A 22,112-nucleotide genomic window follows, 5' to 3' on the forward strand; every position below is an offset into this window, starting at 1 on the left:
TACAGGGAATATGTCCCTGCCTCTGCGGCTCGTTTGTTTATACTCTATATTCTATCCCTGTTGAATGGGACATGCTCCGAATTACGCTTCGATGTAAATACCGATCGATTTGCCTCCGGCTTCAACACGTTCCATCGACTCATTCGAACCAAATGTAACTTCGGTTACGAGAACATTTTCACGCAACACATCATCAAACGCCTGAATAGCTTCCTGAAGGGATGCATCCACATCCAGTGTCAAACGTACTCTTTTCTCAATTGGCAGATCCAGTCGTTTCCGGGTATCCTGCACAGCACGAACCACTTCACGGACCCAGCCTTCCTGTTCCAATGCTGGCGTGATTTCGGTATTGAGCGCAACCGTCAGACCGTAACCTGATGCTGAAGCAAAGCCTGATTTGGCCTGTTTATCAACCAATAATTCTTCGCTCGTTACTTGCAGCTCTTCGCCTTCCGGTGAAACGATGTTCAGTACACCTTCCGAAACCACTTTACGCGTCTCATCGGCTGACATTCCCTTGAAGAAGTTTTGCAGGAATCCTACGTTTTTGCCGTATTTTTTACCTGCGACCTTCAGGTTCAGCTTCAATGTAAAGTCAACGAATTCCGCGTCATTATGCTCCGTACGGATTCCTTTTACATTGATCTCTTCCTTGATGATCTCTTCATAACTTGCCAGGTCAAACCCTTTATCCAGAGAAACGATCAATTCGGACAGTGGCTGACGTGTCTTGATGCCTGTTTCGTTACGAACGTTACGGGCAAGTTCGACCACGCGGCGAGCCGTCTCCATATCCTGTTCCAGTCCTGCATCAATCAGCGCTTCGTTAGCTACCGGATAGTCTTCCATGTGCACACTCTCACCTGTTGCAAGGTTCAGATAGATGTCTTCTGCCAGCATCGGTGTGAACGGAGCAACCAACTTCGCGGTAGTCACCAGCACCTCAGTCAATGTGCGGTAAGCGTCCAGTTTATCCTCTGTCAGGCCACTTCCCCAGAACCGGTCACGGGAACGACGGATGTACCAGTTACTCAACTCATCAACAAATGCTTCAATCGCTTTGGAAGAGTTCAGATAGTCGTTAACCAGCAATGCTTTTTCTACAACCAGGATCAGGCTGTTCAGTCTCGACAGAATCCAGCGATCCAGCTTGTGTGCGGACAGTTGGAACGGGTGCTCCTGTGGATCAAATCCATCAATGGTAGCATAAAGCGTCAGGAATGCATGGGTGTTGACCAGCGTATCCACCATTTTGGATTTTGCTTCGCCTACGATACCTTTGGAGAAACGTTTGCTGTTCCACGGTGCACTGTCAGACAACAAAGCCCAGCGGAATGCATCTGTACCGTATTCTTCAATCACTTCCCAAGGATCGATAACGTTACCTTTGGATTTGGACATCTTCTGTCCGTTCTCGTCAAGAACGTGTCCTGTAGCCATAACCGCTTTGTAAGGCGCTTTGCCTGTCAAAAGGGTGGAAACCGCCAGCAAGCTGTAGAACCAGCCACGTGTCTGGTCAATCCCTTCACAGATCATATCTGCAGGATACTGCTGTTCGAATACTTCTTTATTTTCAAATGGATGGTGCTGCTGGGCAAACGGCATGGAGCCGCTGTCGAACCAGACATCGATCACTTCCGGTGTACGTTTCATTTCATATTTGCCACAAGAGCTCATGACTTTAACGTCATCCACGTATGGTTTATGCAATTCAAGATTCTCAGGCACATCACCTACCGCACGAGCACGCAATTCTGCAATGCTGTGTGGAGCAAATTGTTCGCCAGTCTCCTCGCAAACCCAGATGTTCAGCGGAGTTCCCCAATAACGATCACGGCTGATGTTCCAATCCACCAGATCCTCAAGGAATTTCCCGAAGCGACCTTCACGAACGTGACCCGGGTACCAATCCACTTCACTGTTGTTGGCAATCAGTTGGTCCTTGATGGCTGTTGTTTGGATAAACCAGCTGTCCATTGCATAGTACAGAAGTGGTGTATCACAACGCCAGCAAAATGGATAGCTGTGCTCATATTTTTCTTTGCTGAACAACCGTCCATGCTCAGACAGATATCTCACGATATCAATGTCACAATCCTTCACGAAACGTCCCGCAAAGTCAGTAACCTCAGCGACAAATTTACCTTCCAGGTCCACCATGTTCACAAAGCTGATCCCATTCTCACGGCATACACGGTAGTCATCTTCACCATGGGCAGGAGCCATGTGTACGATACCCGTACCACTTGCATCCGTTACAAAGCCTGCGCCCAGGATGATGTTGGCTTTCTCAGCCTGTACGTAGTTGAACGGAGGATCATACGTTTTGCCAACCAGATCGGCACCTTTCAGTGCACCGATGATCTCATACTCACCCTTGGTATCTTTCATCACTTTCTCCACCAGATTGGTTGCCATGATGTACACTTCATCACCTTGACGAACACGGGAGTAGTCCATATCCGGATTCACGGCAAGTGCAACGTGTGAAGGCAGTGTCCAAGGTGTTGTCGTCCAAGCCAGTACGAATTCTCCGCTGTCATTCAGTTTGAATTTCGCTGTAGCACTCAGATCTTTGACGTCTTTGTACCCTTGTGCAACTTCATGGGAACTCAGTGTTGTCTGACAAGATGGACAATACGGGCTCACACGGTGACCACGATACAACAGGCCTTTCTCGTGGATCGTCGCCAGGATGTTCCATACACTCTCGATGTAGTTGTTATCAAGGGTGATATACGGGTTATCCATATCCGTCCAATATCCGATGCCTTCTGTCAAATCACGCCATTGTTGCTCATACTCGAATACGCTCGCTTTACATTCGTTGATGAATTTCTCCACGCCGTAATCTTCGATTTCCCACTTGTGGGAGATACCAAGCTTCTTCTGTACACCCAGTTCTACAGGCAGACCATGTGTATCCCAACCTGCTTTACGAACGACACGGTAACCCTTCATCGTGTTATACCGTCCAACAAAATCCTTAATTACCCGTCCCAGCACGTGACCGATATGCGGTTTACCGTTTGCTGTAGGCGGCCCTTCATAAAATACGAAGTTTGGCTTGCCCTCCCGGTTTTCGATGGATCTTTTGAATGTATTCTCCGTTTTCCATTTATCTAACACGCGTAATTCTCTGGCGCGTGCCTTCTCTTTGACGTCAACTCGTTGCATGATGATCAACTTCCCTTTCTTTGGTTGGATTGTGGACCGTCCACAAAAGCGTTTCAATCCCCCTAAATCCCCCTTGCCAAGGGGGACCCCATAGGCGCTCCGCCCTCTGGACACCCGGGATGGGTTGTCGTTGGGGGAACGGTGGCGCTTATGGGCGAGGGGTGGATGTGCGTAGTGGCGGCCATTTTGCGGCTGTTCCCTGCGCGAACGCCGCATGGCCTTACCGCGAGGCGGGTGTTGCCGGGCGCTTTGCTTTCCCGGGCGGGCGGCTCTCTCCTTGAGGTCCCTTCGGGCCTCATGGACGTTCGCCTTAGCGAAACCCGTGTGCCGGGCGCTTTGCTTTCCCGGGCGGGCGGCTCTCTCCCTGAGGTCCCTTCGGGCCTCACGAACGTTCGCCTTAGCGAATCCGTGTGCCGGGTGCTTCGCTTTCCCGGCGAGCGGCTCTCTCCTTGAGGTCCCTTCGGGCCTCATGGACGTTCGCCTTTTTTGGACACAAAAAAGCCCCGTCCCTGGAAAGGGACGAGGCTATACTCGCGTTACCACCCTAATTCTGTTCATCACAAACCACATCCAGGCAAACCTGGGTATGCTCTGTCATCAACAGCGCTTATGCCCCGCTAAACTACTGCAGGGTGCCGTTATAACGTACGGCTTACGGTTCGGCTTACACACGGCAATCATAATCACCGCTTCAGCGTCACTTCTCCGGGGAGATATTCGGCTATAACTCATCCATTGGTTTGCACCAACCACCAACTCTCTGAGGGATGAGATCATAACGTACTGAACCCGTCATGGAATCACTATTCATTATGAATATAGTTATAGCCTCTTTGCAGACAAAAGTCAACCAGGCGACAGACTAATAAATTTCTTTCATCTCCCGCTCACGGTCACGCACTTCCTGCTCCCGGCTCTCCAGCACTTCCCAACCATCCTGAGTCAACAGTTCAAGCTGCGCTTCAACAAGCGTGCGGAAACGGGCACGATAAATCGAGGCCTGCTTTTTCAGTTCTTCCACTTCCAAAGCAATTTTGCGAGATTTGCCCAACGATTCGTTCACGATCCGGTCTGCATTTTTCTCTGCTTCCTTCACGATCAACTGCGCTTCTTTCTTCGCATTACCCTTCACATCATCAGCAGCTTCCTGCGCAATGATAATCGTTTTGCTAAGCGTCTCTTCAATTGTAGAAAAATGATCCAGTTTCTCCTGAACGGACAGCAACTGATTGCTCAGCTCTTTGTTCTCGCGAATGACGCCTTCGTAATCTTTGATGACTTGATCCAGGAATTCATTGACTTCATCCTCGTCATACCCGCGCAAACGTCGGGAAAATTCCTTGTTGTGTATGTCCAGCGGCGTTAATGGCATGCTGTCCACCTCCTGTTAAAGTTCCTTCCCGTCCAGAGAAGGTTTGCAGCATATGGGTACCACCCAAGGGGCCGTATCGTTGATGCCTAACCTTGGCAACGTATACGGAATGCAGGATCAGAATTGCATCCTCCAACGTTCATGTAAAGCTTTGACTTAATGTTTATCGGATACACCGCGTATTTTCTACACCTTTATGATAAACATTTCGACAAGAAAGCGGATTTTCCTGCAACAGACTCAGGCAAATTTGCCGATTTTCACTCGGCAACGCCCTTTTTTGGTCATCCCATCCTGTTCCATAACCTTGAAGCGGCCAAATCCCTGAATGGATACGACATCACCCGCTTTTAGCGATTTGGAGGGATCTTCCTCAACTTTCCAGTTCACACGGCAGCGACCAGCTTTGATCGGAGCCAGCACTTTACTGCGACTAAGCCGATACACATCTGCGCAGATTCCATCCAAACGAAGCGAAGCGACCGTAATGTCCATCGTCTCCAGTTTACTCTCTGACCATCGCATCTGATCCAAAGGAAGTAACTCTGTGAACACATGTAACCGATGCACCTGATTCAGTTGAAGCGATAAAAAAGCGCCGGTTTCCGCCGCCACCACTGTATGGCAACCGTCCTCCAGCACTTGGATATCCCCGATCTTTCCACGTTTCATCCCAAGCCCGAGCAGGGAACCCATATAGTCCCCATGCTCCAGCTCCGAGATTTTCTGATCATCAGACGTAATACTGAGCACCTGCATACCCATATCCTCATCATCCAGATACATATAATCAGGTGCAACCAGCGCACGCTTGCGTTCAGCAGCCTCGTAACCACCATCCAGACGAATCTGAACGTCGTTACGGCGATTGGCAAGAGTCTGTAATATAAAAACCTGTCTTGGATCAAGAAAGTCAGTTAGCTTCATGTCATGATACTTACCCGCCTGCTCAACCCAATCCGAAGCCTTATCTACAAAATCCCGCTCATCATGGCTAAAATGTTCGTAAATTTCACCGCTCATCTATGTCACCCTACCCTATTATGCAAAATATCCAAGTATAGAGATCAACCCAACAAGCGCAAGTCGAAGAACAAGCAACGCCACAATCGGGGAAATATCCAGCACACCGAACAAAGGCGGTATAAATCGGCGAAACGGACTTAGATATGGTTCCACTAATTTGCCCAGCCATTCACCGATAAAGCTTTCCCGTGCGTTGGGAAGCCATGACATCAATATGTAGACGATGACCATGTAAAAGTAAATTTGATATGCAAAACCCAAAATATTAACTAACGACTCCAAAAACGGCTCACCTCATTCTGTTATAATCTTGCTCGCTGTCAGCCAGTATTTCCGTAATTGATCCCTGAATTTCAACCGTATCTGGCGTACAGAGAAAAATGTTTCCGCCGATTTTGGAAATACCGCCACCCAATGCATATACCGTGCCACTCAAAAAATCAATAACGCGCAGCGCTTGGTCCTGGCGAATTCGTTGCAAGTTCACCACAACGGTACGATGCGAACGCAGATGGTCGGCAATTTCCTGAGCCTCGTCATAAGAACGCGGTTCATACAGGACAACTTTAACATTTTTCTGGGAATGAATGCTCACCACATTATTCCCCCTTTGGTTTCTACGTTTATCGAGACTGGAGGTTTCAGCTTCCTGATGTTCAGCCTCATTTTCCTCCTGCGCAGCCATTCGTTCACGTTCCACAATCTCTTCCTCTTCCTGAAGTCCGAGGAAATTCATAAATTTATTCATTACGCCCATCGTGAACCCTCCTCTTTTCCTACGAGAATCGATCCTAGCCGTACCCAGGTTGCACCTTCTTCAATGGCCACTTCAAAATCATTGGACATCCCCATCGACAGTTCAGTCAATGGTTCTGCTGTAAGGGCTTGTCCATTCAGTTGATCTCTCAGCTCACGCAATCCACGAAATACGGGACGCGTCAGCTCCGGATCTTCCTCATGAGGTGCCATGGTCATCAGGCCAACGACCTTGAGATTGTTGAACGAACGAATATCACGCAAAAAAGAACTTGCCTGTTCAGGCTGTAAGCCATACTTGCTCTCTTCACCCGAAATATTCACCTGCAAAAACGTTTCCACTTGGATGCCAAGTGAAGCTGCTTTTTTATCCAACTCCTTCGCCAATGACAAACGATCCAGTGAATGTATGTAACGAAACTTGCCAATCACGTCTTTCACCTTGTTTGTCTGCAAATGACCGATAAAGTGCCAGGTACCCTGCTGACCAAAAGCTTCCCATTTGGCCTGTGCATCCTGCCACCGGTTTTCTCCAATATGCTCAAGACCATGATCCAGCACCGATCCCGTTGTTTCAAGTGAGACATATTTCGTGACCGCAATCACATTCACATCATCACGATGACGGTTACTGCGCCGACATGCGTCCTCGATCTTCTGATTTACCTGTTGAATACGCTCCTCCAATGACACAGAGGGTCACCTCTCTTCCAGCCCAATCCAGCTCGCCATCCGCCCCGTAACACCATTTTCCTTCCGATAGGAGAAAAATAGTTCGGGATAACAACTTGTACACCATGTTGTACATTCGATATGATCCGGCATTATTCCTGCTTTCATCATAATGTGTCGATTACATTCTTTCAAGTTTAACATCGTTTTACCGTTATTCACGGCTCGATATGCTTGTTTAGAAGCAGAATCCTCGTATTTATCATTAACCGGGGAATCATCAAACCAAACCCGTACATGCTGCATGACCGCCTCATCCACTTCATAACAGCAATCCCCGATCGACGGACCGATTGCAGCTCGAATGTCCTGCCTACGGCTGCCATACTCCCGTTCCATCGTCTCCACCATGGATACAGCGATACCCGCGACTGTACCTTTCCAGCCGGCATGAGCAAGACCTACCGCCTGCTGCACAGGGTCATAGAAATAAAGCGGAACACAGTCTGCGTAGAAAGAAGTCAACAGCACACCAGGCGCATTCGTGACCAAGCCATCCGTATCCTGCAACGCAGATTGACGATCAAGTAATCCTCTGCTCCGATCTTCAGCGGTAATTACAGCCACATGTTTGCCATGCACCTGCTCTCCACAGGTCCATGCTTCTGCTGCAAAGCCAAGCTTCTCGGTTACAAGCCTGCGGTTGTTAAGTACAACTTCAGGGTCATCCCCCACATGATAAGCACAATTGAGCGTAGCATACGGAACTTTTCCAACTCCACCATGCCTCGTTGTAAACCCGACTGACAACTGTTCAAATTGTTGTGTCCAGGGCTCAACATATAATAATAACGGATCAGGACCGAAATCTGGATTTGGTTTTTTGGTCCGTTCAAGTAATTCTTTATCCAATACAAAGGGTTCCATTATCTCACCTCACCACTTCCAGTGTACCAAATGAGCCACATTCTGTCTCATTTATATCGTTCGACGCTGATTACGTTCCGACCGTTCAATGCGTTCCACTCGCTCTGTACGGTTATGCTGCTGTTCATCATACAGGCGCGCTTCGCGATCACGCTCGTCATACGTATTTTCCTTCACCTCATCCATCTTCACCAGTATCACATCTGAACCAATCTTCACAATGTTTCTCCAGGGAATCACCAGATCCGTTCCCCCGCCAAAAAGACCCATAAAACGGCTGTACCCTGGCACAACAATCGCTTCAATTCGTCCCTGCTTCAGATCTAACTCCAAATCACTGATCTGACCGAGGCGTTTACCATCCGTAATGTTAATGACATCCTTTGTCTGAAAGTCCGAGATTTTCATGCCTCGTGCCGCTACTTCGCTCGTATTTACTTTCATTCATTCCCGCCCCCTGTTATTCCTCTTCTGCCCGTTCTTCACGCTTCTATACAATATATGTTTCAGGGGCGAAAAATGTCCTGTTTTTCATCGAATGTGGAAACGGTCCAAAACAAAAAGACGACCAACGGTATACACTGCCCCGATTGATCGTCCTTCTGCCTTTGCATCGTGTTATGACTTTACATGTTTTTGCATCTGCTGTATCGCTGATTTCTCCAGACGTGATACCTGAGCCTGGGAAATGCCAATTTCATCAGCCACTTCCATCTGGGTTTTCCCTTCGAAAAACCGCATCGATAGAATCATTTTTTCCCGCTGACCAAGACGATGCATCGCTTCACGAAGTGCAATTTCCTCGATCCATGACACATCTTTGTTTCTGTCATCGCTGATCTGATCCATAACATAGATCGGATCTCCACCATCATGATAAATCGGTTCGAAGAGCGAGACCGGGTCCTGAATGGCGTCCAATGCAAAAACAACATCCTCCTTCGGCACATTCAGCACTTCCGCAATTTCGAATATCGTCGGTTCCCGGGAGTTTTTATTCGTCAGGCTGTCACGGACCTGAAGTGCTTTATAAGCAATGTCCCTCAAGGAGCGAGATACCCGAATTGGGTTATTATCACGCAGGTATCGACGGATTTCACCGATAATCATCGGCACCGCGTAGGTTGAAAATTTGACATTCTGGGATAAATCAAAATTATCAATGGCTTTCATCAGGCCGATGCAACCAACCTGGAACAGATCATCGACAAACTCCCCCCGATTGTTAAAACGCTGAATGACACTGAGTACCAGACGCAGGTTGCCATTCACTAATTTCTCTCTTGCTGAGCGATCATGGTGTTGCTGAAGGGAATGAAACAATTCCCGCATTTCAGTGTTGGTGAGGACAGGCAATTTTGCGGTGTCCACGCCACAAATCTCGACTTTGTTTCGGGTCATCGTGATTTACCTCCCAAGGAGAAACATTAATGTACATTATCTCCGGGGCAGGCTTTTTTATTCGTACTTGGCACCCTTGCCAGTAATACCCATTCTGACCAATGATGTATTTCAGACCATTTTATTGAACTCCTTGCGAAGTCTTTTAATGATTCTTTTTTCGAGTCGAGAGATGTAGGATTGGGAGATTCCGAGGAGATCGGCTACATCTTTTTGTGTCTTTTCTTCCCCATCCGTCAGGCCAAAACGAAGCTCCATAATCATTCGCTCGCGCTCCGTTAATTTCTCCAGTGCCTTGTGCAAAAGTTTCCGGTCTACCTGCTCTTCAATATTCCGATAGATTGTATCGTTTTCTGTACCCAATACATCGGATAATAATAGTTCATTTCCATCCCAATCAATGTTGAGCGGTTCATCAAAAGAAACTTCAGTTCGGATCTTACTATTACGTCTCAGGTACATCAAAATTTCATTTTCGATACAACGTGAAGCATAGGTTGCCAGTTTGATTTTCTTTTCCGGGTCAAATGTATTAACTGCCTTGATCAATCCGATCGCTCCAATGGAGACCAAATCCTCAATATTGATTCCTGTGTTTTCAAACTTTCGTGCAATGTACACCACCAGACGCAGGTTGCGCTCAATGAGCATCGCGCGAATGGCCGAGTCTCCCGAGGATAATTTTTGCAGCAAAAATTCCTCCTCTTCCCTTGTCAAAGGCGGCGGAAGTGCCTCACTTCCCCCAATATAATAGATCTCTTCGCTTTTGAGTCCCAATAAAAATAACAGACGGTAATATTGCAGCTGCACCACCAGTTTCCATTTCACAAGCATGTACGTTCCTCCTATACCACATTCAGCGGCTTTTCTGTTGCTCCCGCAGAGAGAGCCGTAGACTGCGCAGAAGCAGCGTCTTGCACAAGTTCAGGATGAATCACGGCCTGGTATTTCCCATCCGACGACAAAACACCTCCATCCAGCCCAATAAGTACCCTTGTCGTCTCATAACATGTTTCCTCCATCGTCACCTTCACCCGGTCCGGCTTCATTGCCAGCATAAACGCAGTCCCTTTGTTAATGCCCCGATAAGGCACCAGCCGCAGTCGATCCTGCCACTGAAAACTTTCCTGATCAAGCTCCAGAATAAGGTTGTCCGGCGCCTCGTCCTTGAGTCTACCCTTCCATGAAGCGGGTAACATGTCTTGCCATAACGAAACCTCCATCACCATGACCGGCATGCGCGATAAGGGATCTGTAAGTTGATTGCCCGTATCCAGAAGGCCTGTACAAGAAATGACTACCTCATCGATGCAGACCTCAACTTTACCCAAATAGGTCGTCATGCGATCCGTTTTCCGTTTTGAGCTCTGCACAGCTTTGAATAAAAACAGGACAGAAAAAAATACGATAAACGTGAACCAGAAAGCAATTTTCAGATCAAATGACATACCGCCAGAAGCCGTGAACCAAATGCCGTTAAACAACTCACCGGAGCTCTGAAGCATGTAATGCACACCCAGAATACCTCCGGCAGCGACAAAATTAATCACATAGAAGGTACCTAGCGTCCTCGCAAAAGCCTGCAGACCTTTAAAACCAAAAGCAATCGTAAGCATGACCAGCGAAAACCCGAACTTGATCAGAAAGGTGAACATAAAATCAAACTCCGGTACAAACATCATGACCACGTATAATGCACCCACAATGGCTGACAGCAACCATCGCCACCAAACCAGCTTTGTCTTGCGCATCCAGGCGGTCATTCCGATGAGTGCACCGTCAATACACAGGTTTGTCAAAAAAATTAGATCCACATAGACAACCAAAGTCTTCACCTGCCTGCGCGCAACATATCGAAATACCGGTACCCGATATCCTGATATTCATGAGCATATTCACAAGTATACGGAGCCCCCTGTTCAAAGTCTGTCTAATCATGGGGGTGTGGTTCCAACTTTTTTTGTCGGAATTGCTCAGGCCCTTTGTTCAGAATTTGTTCATTGCTGTATGCTATGATATCTAAATAAACAGAAAAAACCCGGTCGCTCCATAAGGAGTACCGGGTTTCCAATAAATTGATTTGCGTATTAATCGTTGTTATTATTGCGTGAACGATTGCGTAAAAATGTCGGAATGTCCAGCTGATCATTGCTCGGCTGATTTCCGAAAGGACGCAGGTTCGGCGAACGTGTATCCGTCGTCTCCGCTGTTGCTGGAGCTGGCTTACGTCCTGGTGGTGGTGGAGCAGGTTTATCTTCAAAACCGGTTGCAATAACCGTAACCTTAATCTCCTCTTTCAGGTCTTCGTCAATGATGGCACCAAAGATCATATTCACTTCCGGGTCGGAAGCAGAAGTTACGATCTCTGCCGCTTCGTTCACTTCATACAGGGACAGATTAACGCCACCCGTAATATTCATGATTACGCCGCGAGCACCTTCAATAGAAGTTTCCAGCAAAGGACTCATAATGGCTTTCCGTGCTGCTTCTGCGGCACGATTCTCACCAGTTGATTCACCAATCCCCATAAGGGCTGAACCACGTTCGTGCATAATCGTTTTGACGTCAGCAAAGTCAAGGTTGATTAGACCCGGTACAGCGATCAAATCAGAGATACCTTGTACAGCTTGACGAAGTACGTTATCCGCTTGACGGAATGCTTCAAGCATAGGAGTCTTTTTGTCTACGATTTCGAGCAAACGATCATTAGGAATCACGATCAGTGTGTCGACTTTTTCCTTGAGAGCTTCAATACCTTGCTCTGCATGGCTGGAACGCTTGCGTCCTTCAAATGTAAATGGACGAGTTACGACACCAACGGTAAGTGCACCACACTCTTTAGCGATTTCGGCAATAACCGGAGCCGCACCTGTACCTGTACCACCGCCCATACCGGCTGTAACAAATACCATGTCTGCACCTTTCAACGTGTTCATGATCAGATCGCGGGACTCTTCCGCTGCTTTTTTACCTACATCCGGGTTGGCGCCAGCACCAAGACCACGAGTCAATTTATCACCGATTTGCAATTTATGCTCGGATTTCGCCAGGTGTAACGCCTGAGCATCCGTATTCACCGTAATAAATTCAACACCTTGTACACCATTTTCAATCATACGGTTGACTGCATTGCTTCCGCCGCCGCCTACACCGATGACTTTAATTTGAGCCAAGCTCTCCATCTCGAAATCAAATTCCAACATATTATTCCATCTCCCCCTCAATGTGCATGGATGGCCCGTCCAATTTTTGATTTGAACCGAATCAATTTCATATATCGACGAACGAAAGCGTTTATTTTAGTACCGGCGCATTCAGACGGCTTCAAGAATGTATGAAATGGATCCAACCTGTTATATAAATTCGCTGAACATATTCTTCAGCCGCTCGAACAGACCGGGTTTTTGCTCCGATTCCTGTGCCGTATTTGGCTTCGGACGGTTGGTCGGTTTCTTGTTGTTATTATTGTTATTGTTATTTCCACCGCCGTTATTGATCGAGGGACGAATGCGCAAACTGCGAATTACACTGTGCAATATGCCGACTCCGCTTGTAAACCCGGGGTCACGCACACCAATATAATCCGGAACTGCAACTCGTACCGAAGCAGCAAGCTCATGCTGAGCGACCTGCAGAACCCCCGGCATAGAGACCGTACCTCCCGTTAGTATATAACCTCCAGGAAGCTCGTTGTAACCAAGACGCTTCACTTCTTGGGATATCATCTGGAATATTTCTTGAACCCTAGGTTCAATAATTGCTGCCAGATCCTCCTGTGAAAACTCCTTGTCTACATTACTGCCAATTCGGGTGACTTTGAACATCACATCCGCAGCAGCATCATCCAACCAGGCACAGCCATATTTCAGTTTCACCTTCTCCGCCTGATCCGTTAACGTGCGTAAGCCATAGGCGATATCATTTGTTACGAATTCCCCACCTATAGGCAACGTTGATGTTGCAACAAGACTGTCTTCTTCAAAAATGGCGATGGTTGTTGCACCTGCTCCAATATCAACAAGCACTGAACCCATCGTTTTTTCATCTTTGGACAAAGCCAGTTGACCCGCTCCAAGCGACATGAGAACCAGATCGCTTACTTTCAGACCCGCTTTTTCCACGCAGCGCAAAAGATTATGTATCGCGGTTTTTGCACCCGTTATGATCGTTGCTTCAACTTCCAGACGAACACCAATCATACCACGGGGGTCCTGTATGCCCTCCAAGCCATCCACAACATATTGCTTGGCGACAACATCAATAATTTCCCGTTCCGGCGGAACTGCAATGACTTCGGCTGCTTTCAACACCCGTTCCATGTCTTCTTCTCCGATTTCACGATCCTCGTTAGACACAGCCACGACGCCGTGACTGCTCATCAGTCCGATATGATTTCCCGAGATTCCAACATACACTTCGGATATTTGAATACCTACCATACGTTCTGCATGATCCACTGCGTTGCGAATCGACTGCACCGTCTGATCGATATCTACGATTACACCTTTGCGAATTCCCTCCGAGTCGGCAGATCCAACTCCTATAATATTAAAGGTTCCATTATTCATTTCCCCAATAATAGCGCGAATTTTGGATGTACCGATGTCCAAACTAACAATGATGTCATTGTTGCTCAAGTCTGTGGCACCTCCTGACTCCAATAGTAAATTACGTTCGAATTTAAACACTCTTAAAACATATTCAACACACTTCAGGCTTTCCCTCTTTTTTCTACAATGTTTTTGGGTGTCAAAATCTGGTTGCCAGACATAAAACATTGAAGAAAAAAGAAGGAGGCAACTCATGTGCCATAAGTTCAAGTGTATCATTTTTTCTTCATCTCAGAAAGAACAAGTTTCATTGCTCTGACGGGGTCAAACCCCGACCTGCCTAGGCTTTCATATTCAGTCCAGCCTCATCATGGCAAAGATCAGGGGCTTGCTCCTGGTTCAGCATCATCTTCCGGGTCATCCGGGATGAAAGGGACATAGGTATCTGCCTCAAGCATGGTGATTTTCCCAGGCCGTTCGGTCTCAATCACCTGATTCAGATACTCCACTTTATCCGATAAAAGAGAGACGGTTGTAATCACTTCAAACTGCGATTTGGTATACATCCGAATCTGATCCGGAAATGAAGGCGTTGGATTCGGAATAATTTCCGAAATATCCGTCGTCAATTCATTCGGAATTTTAGCCAGTGTCTGGCTCAGTTTGGCTTTGAGTGGATCATCAGCCTTCCATTGGGTCAATATGGGCTTCTCCACAGCAACACCAATTGTTGCCGGAACCGTCAAGCTTGTCCCACTGGCTAATATCGCTTTTAGCGTACCGTCAGAACCAAGCTCATAAGCAACCGTGGCATATTCCTGAACCTTGATATGGATAATCCCCGGAAACTTTTTGTCCACGGTAACGGTGGAAATCGCCTTGATGGTCTTGAGACGCTCAATAACCTCGGCAGTACTTGTCCCAAAAAATTGTTCGCCTTCTTTCAGCCCGCTTTTCTCCAGCAGTTCTGAAGTTGCTGTATATACATTACCCGTAATTTCAATTGCCGAAATCCGACTCATGGAAGAACGAAAGAATAATACAGCCAGCAATACAATAAATAATAATAAGAGAATAATTACAATTTTGCGGCTTGTGTTTCCTTTTGGCCGATTCTTCTTCAGAACCGGAATTTGACTTTTAGGCATAAGTAGCGCTCCACAAAGCCTCAGGTCCCCTCCCTTCAAGAAGGGGACTCCAAGGACGTTAATTGGCAAAATCCAACTGTTTCGAAACGGGCGACTGTCGCTCAACCGATGCTCCAAGACTTTGGAATAACTTCTCGATCTGATCGTAGCCCCGGTCAATATGATGCACTTGCTCCACAACCGTTTTGCCTTGAGCAGCCAGACCAGCAATGACCAGAGCTGCACCTGCACGAAGATCGGTTGCTTCTACTGTAGCCCCGTACAGACGGGGAACACCACGGATAAATGCTGCGTTCAGATCGACTGAAATATCAGCCCCCATCACATTCAGTTCATCCACATGTTTGAACCGGCCCTCGAATACCGTTTCCTTCATCACACTGAATCCGTCTGCCAAACTGAGCAGCACCATGATTTGCGATTGCAAATCTGTCGGAAACGAAGGATACGGAGAAGTCACAATACGGTCTACTGATTTGGGACGGCTCATACAGCTCACCGTCATTATATCATTGCAGACTGTGATTTGAACACCAGTGCGCTTCAATACATGTATAAGTGAAGTAAGATGAGCAGGATTGCAGTGTGTAAGCGTAACATTGCCTCGTGTTGCTGCTGCTGCAATCATCACGGTTCCGGCAACGATTCGATCCGGTATAATCTCATAGGAACAAGGTTTCAGTTTCTCAACGCCATTGATCGTGATTGTATCCGTTCCTGCACCAATAATGCTTGCACCCATAGCATTCAAAAAGTGTTGCAGGTCCTGGATTTCAGGTTCTCTTGCGGCGTTGCAGATGGTTGTCGTCCCTTTAGCCATAACGGCTGCCATCATGATATTCTCCGTCGCTCCCACACTCGGGAAATCCAAATGAATATCTGTACCCACCAGATTGTGCCCATGACAGATAATCTGTTGGTCCTGCTCTTCAATCAAAGCTCCGAGCGCTTCCAGGCCCCGGAGGTGAAGATCAATTTTGCGTTCTCCAATGGCACAGCCGCCTGGCTGATACACTGACACTTGCCCAAACTTAGCCAGCAATGGTCCCATCAAAAAAATGGAAGAGCGCATCTGCTTCATTAGATCTTCTGGCACATCATATGACCGGATAGACGAGGTATTAATCGTCACTGTTCCCTGTTCATGCCGACACGTGCATCCAAGCCGTTCCAGGATATACAGCATCACTTCAATGTCCAGCAAGTGTGGAACGTTATGCAGTGTAACTTCTCCATCTGCCAACAAACTTGCGGCCATAATCGGTAAAGCGGCATTTTTTGCTCCATGGATGCGTATGGATCCTGAGAGGGGTTTCCCGCCTTCAATCACCAATTTGTCCAATGTATCACCTCCGGGGTTTACCGCTCACCCACTACGAAGACTTCCGGTACCAGGTTAATACCGTTTTGAGATGATATAGTGCTCTGTATCTGCTGCATTAGGGTGATAACGTCCTCTGCTGTTGCTTGGCCTGTATTAACAATGAAATTGGCATGCATGGTGGATACCTGTGCGCCTCCCTGGGTCATTCCTTTCAGCCCTGCTGCTTCAATCAGGCGGGCTGCATGATCACCCGGTGGATTTCGGAATACACTACCTGCACATGCCATCTGCAGTGGCTGTGTGCGGCGTCGGCGATCTTTGTAAGCCGCCATCGTTTCCGAAATGACGTTGCGCTCTCCATGCTGGAGTTCAAACGTAGCTTCCAGCACGATGCCTCTCCGATCATGCAGAACAGAGTGGCGGTAGGCAAAATCCATGTCCTCCTTGCTGTAACGTACCAATTCCCCTGTCTCCAGTACAATCTCAGCGAATTTGAATATCCGTGACACATCCGATCCATGCGCGCCTGCATTCATGTATACGGCTCCACCGACAGTGCCGGGGATACCGCTGCCGAATTCCAGACCGGTCCATTCCTTTTTGGCAGCAACCACACTGAGTTTAACAAAAGAATGCGCCGCTCCGGCGGTTACACCGCCTTCGTGAAATTCGGCATAATCAAAGCCCTCGCCTGGTTTCACCACAACACCACGTATTCCTTTGTCTGACACCAGCATGTTTGAGCCCCGTCCTAGTTGCATCCACGGAATCTGATACGTGTGAAGCAATTGAACGAGATTCATCATCTGCTCTTTATTCTCCGGAATGACCAGTGCATCCGCAGGACCGCCGATCTTCCATGTGGTGTATTTGGCTAGCCATTCGTTTTCAAGAACTCTGCCAACATTATTCTGGGATAGTAACGATATCCACTGATGCATGTTTGCTTCCTCCTTTGCTTCAAAACCGATGAGCACGGTATGTTCTGTTGTTACAGACCGTGTTCTGGCGCCATGGAACGATGGTCACGATTTATACGGTATCTTATGTCAGCCCCGTCTCGTGTGTGACAATCGCCCACAATCACACTTTATCGGTGTGCAGCAAGACGCTGAATTTCATGAACAAGCACTTCAGCTGCATCGGGTTTCCCCAGTTTTCGGGAGGCTTCAGCCATTCGTTTACGTCCCGATTCATCATTCATAATCTTGGCGATGGCTTCATACAGGACTTTGCCTGTAAGATCCTTCTCCAGCATCGTGAGTGATGCGCCTCCACCTTCAAGCGTGCGTGCATTGGCTTCCTGATGATTATTAGTCACGTTAGGTGACGGAATCAGGATCGAAGGAATACCCAGTGATGTAATCTCCGCAAGGAATGATGCACCTGCGCGGTTTACAATCAAGGATGTGCAGGCAAGCACCTCAGGCATATTATGCACGTAAGGCAGGACATGCAGGTGGTTTGGCATCGTACCCAATGAGCTGCGAATGGCTTCACGCGTTTCATCAAAATAGGTATCCCCTGTAACGTAAACTACATGTACATCATCCAGTTGTTCCAGCAATGGAGCCATGTCCACCATGGCCTGATTGATTGCTTTTGCCCCGCGACTGCCACCAACCACAAGAACAACACGGCTGTTCATCGGTACACCTAACGTGGCAAAACCACGATCACGGCTAGCTTGGGCTACCGTAGTCGCTCGCGGATTACCAGTGTAGATCACCTTTTTTGCGCCGGAAAACGATTTTTCAGAACCTTCAAAGCTAACGGCAACCGTGTCCACATAACGCATCAAAAATTTGTTCGTCAGACCAGGGATGGCGTTCTGTTCATGAATTATACTCGGAATCCCCAGTTTTGTTGCTGCATATACCACAGGTCCACACACATATCCACCTGTACCAATCACAACATCCGGTTTGAATTCCTTCAGCATTTTTTTGGACTTGCGTACTCCTTGAATGAAACGCATGACCGTCTTCAGGTTTTCGATGGACAATTTCCGTCGAAAGCCCGTAATATCAATGGATTTAAAAGGAATATTTTCTTGGGGAACCAGCTTACTTTCCAGCCCTCTGGTTCCTCCGATGTATAGAAATGTCGAGTCCGGATTCTCCGCCTCGCATTGTCTTGCTATGGCAACGGCCGGATAGATATGTCCACCCGTACCGCCACCGCTTAGAACGACTCGCATCGCATAGTCACCTCGCATAACGGGATAAATTCACTAAAATGCCCAGTGCTGTGAGCATGAGGGTCAATGATGACCCGCCGTAACTGATCAGAGGCAATGTAATGCCCGTAACAGGCATCATGCCAATGACAACACCAATGTTAATAATGACCTGTACGGCGACCATACCTACGATACCAACACCAAGCAGACTGCCGAAGGCATCCGGAATGGTCATGGCTACACGCATCCCTCTCCACACCAGCACCAGAAACAACAATAATACAATCATTCCACCTATAAAGCCGAGTTCTTCGGCCAAAATACTAAAAATAAAGTCCGTTTGCGGTTCAGGTACATAACTGTACTTCTGCCGGCTCATACCCAGTCCCAATCCCGCCAGTCCACCAGGACCAATTGCGTATAAGGATTGAATGATCTGATATCCGGCACCCAGCGGATCGGACCACGGGTCCAAAAACGCTGTGATACGCTGCAGCCGATAGGGTGCTGCTGCAATCAAAGCTGCAAACCCGGCTACGCCGCCAAGAGCAAGCAAGCTCAGATGTTTCATTCGCGCTCCGGCTGTGAAAATAATAAGCATCGATGCGCCCATCATCACGGTGCCAGTCCCCAAATCAGGTTGCAGCATAATAATCCCAAAAGCCAAACCGATCAATCCCAGCGGTGGCAGAAGCCCCGTTGTGAAGGTTTTGATTTTACCCGGTTCCTTGCTCAGCCAGTGAGCGAGAAACAGAATCATGCCCAGCTTCATGAATTCTGAGGGCTGAATACCGAACGAACCAATGCCCAGCCAACTTCGTGCACCACCGCGAACCACACCAATTCCTGGAATGAGCACCGCAATGAGCATAATAAAACAGGCAATCAATATAGGCTTGGCATATTTCCTCCACACCCGGTAGTCTACATTAGCAGTTACGAACATGGCTACAAGCCCAAGCACCGCAAACAGGGCCTGTCTTTTTACAAAATAAAATGAATCGCCATAGTCATGAAAGGCAAGCACCGAGCCCGCACTATATACCATAATAATGCCGATGGCAAGCAATGCCAAAATACAAATCAGCAACCAAATATCTGGTGCTGGTCGCGTCTGTTTCATCAGGAGGCCACCCCTTGCATGTAAGTAGGGGCTTTTCCACCCCCCTACTTACAAGTTATGCGCCGCCTCTTTAAAAATGCGTCCCCGCTCTTCATAGGAAGGAAACATGTCCCAACTTGCACATGCCGGGGATAACAAAACGACATCACCGGCACTGGCAAACTTCGATGCTTCCTGCACAGCAACGGTTAACGTCCGGGCAGCGTCCTCCTCATTATCGACGACCTTAATTTGCTTTAATCCGGCAAGTTCCGCGACCTTGGCAATTTTTGTCCGTGTCTCTCCAATTGCAACGACAGCTTTTACCCGTTCCTGGAACAAGGGTAACAACTCCATCATGTCTGATCCACGATCCAGCCCTCCTGCAATCAATACGACCGGTTCCTTGAACGAATTCAGGGCCATGACCGTAGCCTTTGAATTGGTCGCTTTGGAGTTGTTGTAGTACGCAGAACCATTATGCTCTAGAACATATTCAAGTCGGTGTTCAACCGCCTTGAAATCTGCAAGCGGAGCAGCCAGCACTGCTGGATCAGCTCCTGCCGCTACGGCAATGGCCACAGCGGCCATTGCATTTTCCACATTGAATCGTCCAGCGATGCCAATGTTCTCGATGTCAATAATGGTGTGGTGATTTCCCTTTTCATCCGCGTAGATAATCTGACGCTTCACATCATCCTCTTCTCCATCCACATAAGGAGGATCTGCATACACACCTGTATCCAATTTCTCTGTCACGGAGAAGGGGATCAATCTGCCTTTGATGTAAGGAACCAGACCACGACATACCGCATCATCCCAATTCAAGATGGCTACGTCGTCAGGCTGCTGATTGGCGAACAGTTTGGCTTTGGAAGCCACATAATCATCCATGTTCCCGTGATAATCCAGATGCGTCTCTGCAACGTTAAGCAAGCTGGCAATCCGAGGACGAAAATCAACCGTTCCTTTGAGCTGGAAACTGCTAAGCTCAACAACCATCCAGTTATCTGGAGAAGCTTGCTCTGCCGCTTCACATAGAGGTGTTCCGATATTACCGGCAACGATCGGGTTGAGGCCGGCATGCTCCAACATTTTACCCACCCAAGTGGTGGTTGTTGTTTTGCCGTTGGAGCCCGTAATCCCGATCATGGGTGCAGCACATAGATGATAAGCAACCTCTACTTCGGTCACCACTTCAATGCCCAATGCCAAAGCTTGCTGCACAGGAGCTGCATGGTAGGGGATACCCGGGTTTTTGACAACCAGCTTCACACCACTGTGAATCAGATCATCCGGATGCCCTCCGCATACAACAGAAATTCCCAAAGCCTCCAATTCGGAAGCTTCGGGACATTGATCTCTCTCTTTTTTATCATTTACTGTAACCTTCGCTCCGGCGCGATCCAGCACTTTGGCGACCTGTACGCCGCTTTTGGCCAATCCGAGCACGACTACTTGTTGTCCGCGATATGATTCAGGATGGTTCATGATCTACAACCCCTTGTTGAGATAAAGTCCAAGAGCGGCCAAAATTGCGCCTACCGCCCAAAAGGTAATAACAACCCGCCATTCTGACCAACCACTTAATTCAAAGTGATGGTGAATGGGGCTCATTTTGAATACACGCTTGCCACGAGTCTTGAATGATACCACTTGAATGATGACAGACAGGATCTCGATAACAAAAATACCGCCAATGATGACAAATAGAAGCTCTGTTTTGGTTACAATGGCTACCGCACCAATCGCACCGCCAATCCCCAGAGAACCGGTGTCTCCCATAAACACTTTGGCCGGATGTGCGTTATATACCAGAAAACCGAGTACGGCCCCGATCATCGCTGCTGCACACACTGCTGCCGGCATCGACGTGGCTTGCATCGCCACAATGGCAAACGCGCCAAAGGCAATCGCACTTACCCCTGACAGCAAACCATCCAGACCGTCGGTAAAGTTAACCGCATTGGTAATGGCAAGCATCATGAATACAACAAACGGATAATAGAACCATCCGGTCCAGTCAAACGAGAATGACATTCCCGGAATAGAGATGGCTGTGCTGTGTCCATTCTGGATCAGCAAGAAACACATCACTGCACTGAAGAACAATTGGCCCAGCATTTTTTGTCTGGCCGTCAGTCCCAGCGAACGTTTGAACACAATTTTGATGTAATCATCCAGGAAGCCAATCAGCCCGAATCCCAGCGTAGCCACAAGCAAGACATAAAAGTCTGTATTCTTGACTGCCGAAAATTTCAAAAAGGCCAATGTGAACGCAACTAAAATGACGACTCCACCCATTGTAGGTGTTCCGCTTTTTTTCAAATGGCTCTGAGGCCCATCTTCCCTAACTTGCTGTCCGAATTTCATCCGGCGTAACAGCGGAATCAGGAGCGGTGCGGCAATCACCGCCAGAATAAATGAAACGCCGATTGTTAACAGTAATACCTGAAAATCCATGGGTTCACC

Annotated in this window: 20 protein-coding genes and 1 other annotated feature; all 20 genes read right to left on the minus strand. The window is 47.9% G+C overall.

The features are described 5' to 3' along the window. Window positions 1-81 precede the first annotated feature (81 nt). Window positions 82-3,180, minus strand: a complete 3,099-nt coding sequence (ileS, locus tag C170_RS23955) for an isoleucine--tRNA ligase (protein ID WP_036614965.1) — start codon at window positions 3,178-3,180, stop codon at window positions 82-84. Window positions 3,181-3,692: 512 nt separating this feature from the next. Next, window positions 3,693-3,985: a binding site (T-box leader), on the minus strand. Between the two features lie 57 nt (window positions 3,986-4,042). After that, window positions 4,043-4,552: a DivIVA domain-containing protein gene (locus C170_RS23960; RefSeq protein WP_017687316.1), complete on the minus strand. Its 510-nt coding sequence runs from the start codon at window positions 4,550-4,552 to the stop codon at window positions 4,043-4,045. Window positions 4,553-4,792: 240 nt separating this feature from the next. Beyond that, window positions 4,793-5,575, minus strand: coding sequence for a YlmH family RNA-binding protein (locus C170_RS23965; protein WP_036614847.1), 783 nt, complete (start codon window positions 5,573-5,575; stop codon window positions 4,793-4,795). Between the two features lie 18 nt (window positions 5,576-5,593). Beyond that, window positions 5,594-5,860 carry a YggT family protein gene (locus tag C170_RS23970; RefSeq protein WP_036614851.1) on the minus strand — a complete coding sequence of 89 codons (267 nt, stop codon included), beginning with the start codon at window positions 5,858-5,860 and terminating at the stop codon, window positions 5,594-5,596. A 7-nt stretch (window positions 5,861-5,867) separates the two neighbouring features. Continuing rightward, window positions 5,868-6,335, minus strand: a complete 468-nt coding sequence (locus tag C170_RS23975) for a cell division protein SepF (RefSeq protein WP_036614853.1) — start codon at window positions 6,333-6,335, stop codon at window positions 5,868-5,870. Next, window positions 6,326-7,027, minus strand: coding sequence for a YggS family pyridoxal phosphate-dependent enzyme (locus tag C170_RS23980; RefSeq protein WP_036614854.1), 702 nt, complete (start codon window positions 7,025-7,027; stop codon window positions 6,326-6,328). The genes C170_RS23975 and C170_RS23980 overlap by 10 nt, the downstream gene beginning before the upstream one ends. Before the next feature lie 6 nt (window positions 7,028-7,033). Further along, window positions 7,034-7,933 carry a peptidoglycan editing factor PgeF gene (gene pgeF / locus C170_RS23985; protein WP_036614856.1) on the minus strand — a complete coding sequence of 300 codons (900 nt, stop codon included), beginning with the start codon at window positions 7,931-7,933 and terminating at the stop codon, window positions 7,034-7,036. Window positions 7,934-7,984: 51 nt separating this feature from the next. Continuing rightward, entirely contained in the window at window positions 7,985-8,377 is a 393-nt protein-coding gene (locus tag C170_RS23990) for a YlmC/YmxH family sporulation protein (protein WP_017687310.1), read from the minus strand. 174 nt (window positions 8,378-8,551) lie between these two features. Then, window positions 8,552-9,334: an RNA polymerase sporulation sigma factor SigG gene (sigG, locus tag C170_RS23995; RefSeq protein WP_017687309.1), complete on the minus strand. Its 783-nt coding sequence runs from the start codon at window positions 9,332-9,334 to the stop codon at window positions 8,552-8,554. A gap of 111 nt (window positions 9,335-9,445) precedes the next feature. Beyond that, a complete protein-coding gene (gene sigE / locus C170_RS24000; RefSeq protein WP_036614858.1) occupies window positions 9,446-10,168 on the minus strand; it encodes an RNA polymerase sporulation sigma factor SigE in 723 nt (240 codons plus the stop codon). An 11-nt stretch (window positions 10,169-10,179) separates the two neighbouring features. Continuing rightward, a complete protein-coding gene (spoIIGA, locus tag C170_RS24005) occupies window positions 10,180-11,160 on the minus strand; it encodes a sigma-E processing peptidase SpoIIGA (RefSeq protein ID WP_036614861.1) in 981 nt (326 codons plus the stop codon). Between the two features lie 261 nt (window positions 11,161-11,421). Continuing rightward, window positions 11,422-12,537, minus strand: a complete 1,116-nt coding sequence (gene ftsZ / locus C170_RS24010; protein WP_017687306.1) for a cell division protein FtsZ — start codon at window positions 12,535-12,537, stop codon at window positions 11,422-11,424. 150 nt (window positions 12,538-12,687) lie between these two features. Next, complete coding sequence (ftsA, locus tag C170_RS24015) at window positions 12,688-13,971, minus strand: cell division protein FtsA (protein WP_036614863.1); 1,284 nt, start codon at window positions 13,969-13,971, stop codon at window positions 12,688-12,690. 293 nt (window positions 13,972-14,264) lie between these two features. Further along, window positions 14,265-15,032, minus strand: coding sequence for a cell division protein FtsQ/DivIB (locus tag C170_RS24020; RefSeq protein WP_036614865.1), 768 nt, complete (start codon window positions 15,030-15,032; stop codon window positions 14,265-14,267). A gap of 58 nt (window positions 15,033-15,090) precedes the next feature. Then, a complete protein-coding gene (gene murA / locus C170_RS24025; RefSeq protein ID WP_036614867.1) occupies window positions 15,091-16,374 on the minus strand; it encodes a UDP-N-acetylglucosamine 1-carboxyvinyltransferase in 1,284 nt (427 codons plus the stop codon). 17 nt (window positions 16,375-16,391) lie between these two features. Continuing rightward, on the minus strand, window positions 16,392-17,297 hold the full coding sequence (gene murB / locus C170_RS24030; RefSeq protein ID WP_036614869.1) for a UDP-N-acetylmuramate dehydrogenase: 906 nt from the start codon (window positions 17,295-17,297) through the stop codon (window positions 16,392-16,394). Between the two features lie 149 nt (window positions 17,298-17,446). Beyond that, on the minus strand, window positions 17,447-18,556 hold the full coding sequence (murG, locus tag C170_RS24035) for an undecaprenyldiphospho-muramoylpentapeptide beta-N-acetylglucosaminyltransferase (RefSeq protein WP_036614872.1): 1,110 nt from the start codon (window positions 18,554-18,556) through the stop codon (window positions 17,447-17,449). A gap of 7 nt (window positions 18,557-18,563) precedes the next feature. Beyond that, window positions 18,564-19,661, minus strand: a complete 1,098-nt coding sequence (gene spoVE / locus C170_RS24040; protein WP_036614875.1) for a stage V sporulation protein E — start codon at window positions 19,659-19,661, stop codon at window positions 18,564-18,566. Window positions 19,662-19,709: 48 nt separating this feature from the next. Continuing rightward, on the minus strand, window positions 19,710-21,131 hold the full coding sequence (gene murD, locus C170_RS24045) for a UDP-N-acetylmuramoyl-L-alanine--D-glutamate ligase (RefSeq protein ID WP_036614876.1): 1,422 nt from the start codon (window positions 21,129-21,131) through the stop codon (window positions 19,710-19,712). Window positions 21,132-21,134: 3 nt separating this feature from the next. Next, window positions 21,135-22,103 carry a phospho-N-acetylmuramoyl-pentapeptide-transferase gene (mraY, locus tag C170_RS24050; RefSeq protein WP_036614877.1) on the minus strand — a complete coding sequence of 323 codons (969 nt, stop codon included), beginning with the start codon at window positions 22,101-22,103 and terminating at the stop codon, window positions 21,135-21,137. Between the last annotated feature and the right edge of the window lie 9 nt (window positions 22,104-22,112).

This window comes from Paenibacillus sp. FSL H7-689 (assembly GCF_000517905.1).
Classification (GTDB): Bacteria; Bacillota; Bacilli; order Paenibacillales; family Paenibacillaceae; genus Paenibacillus; species Paenibacillus amylolyticus.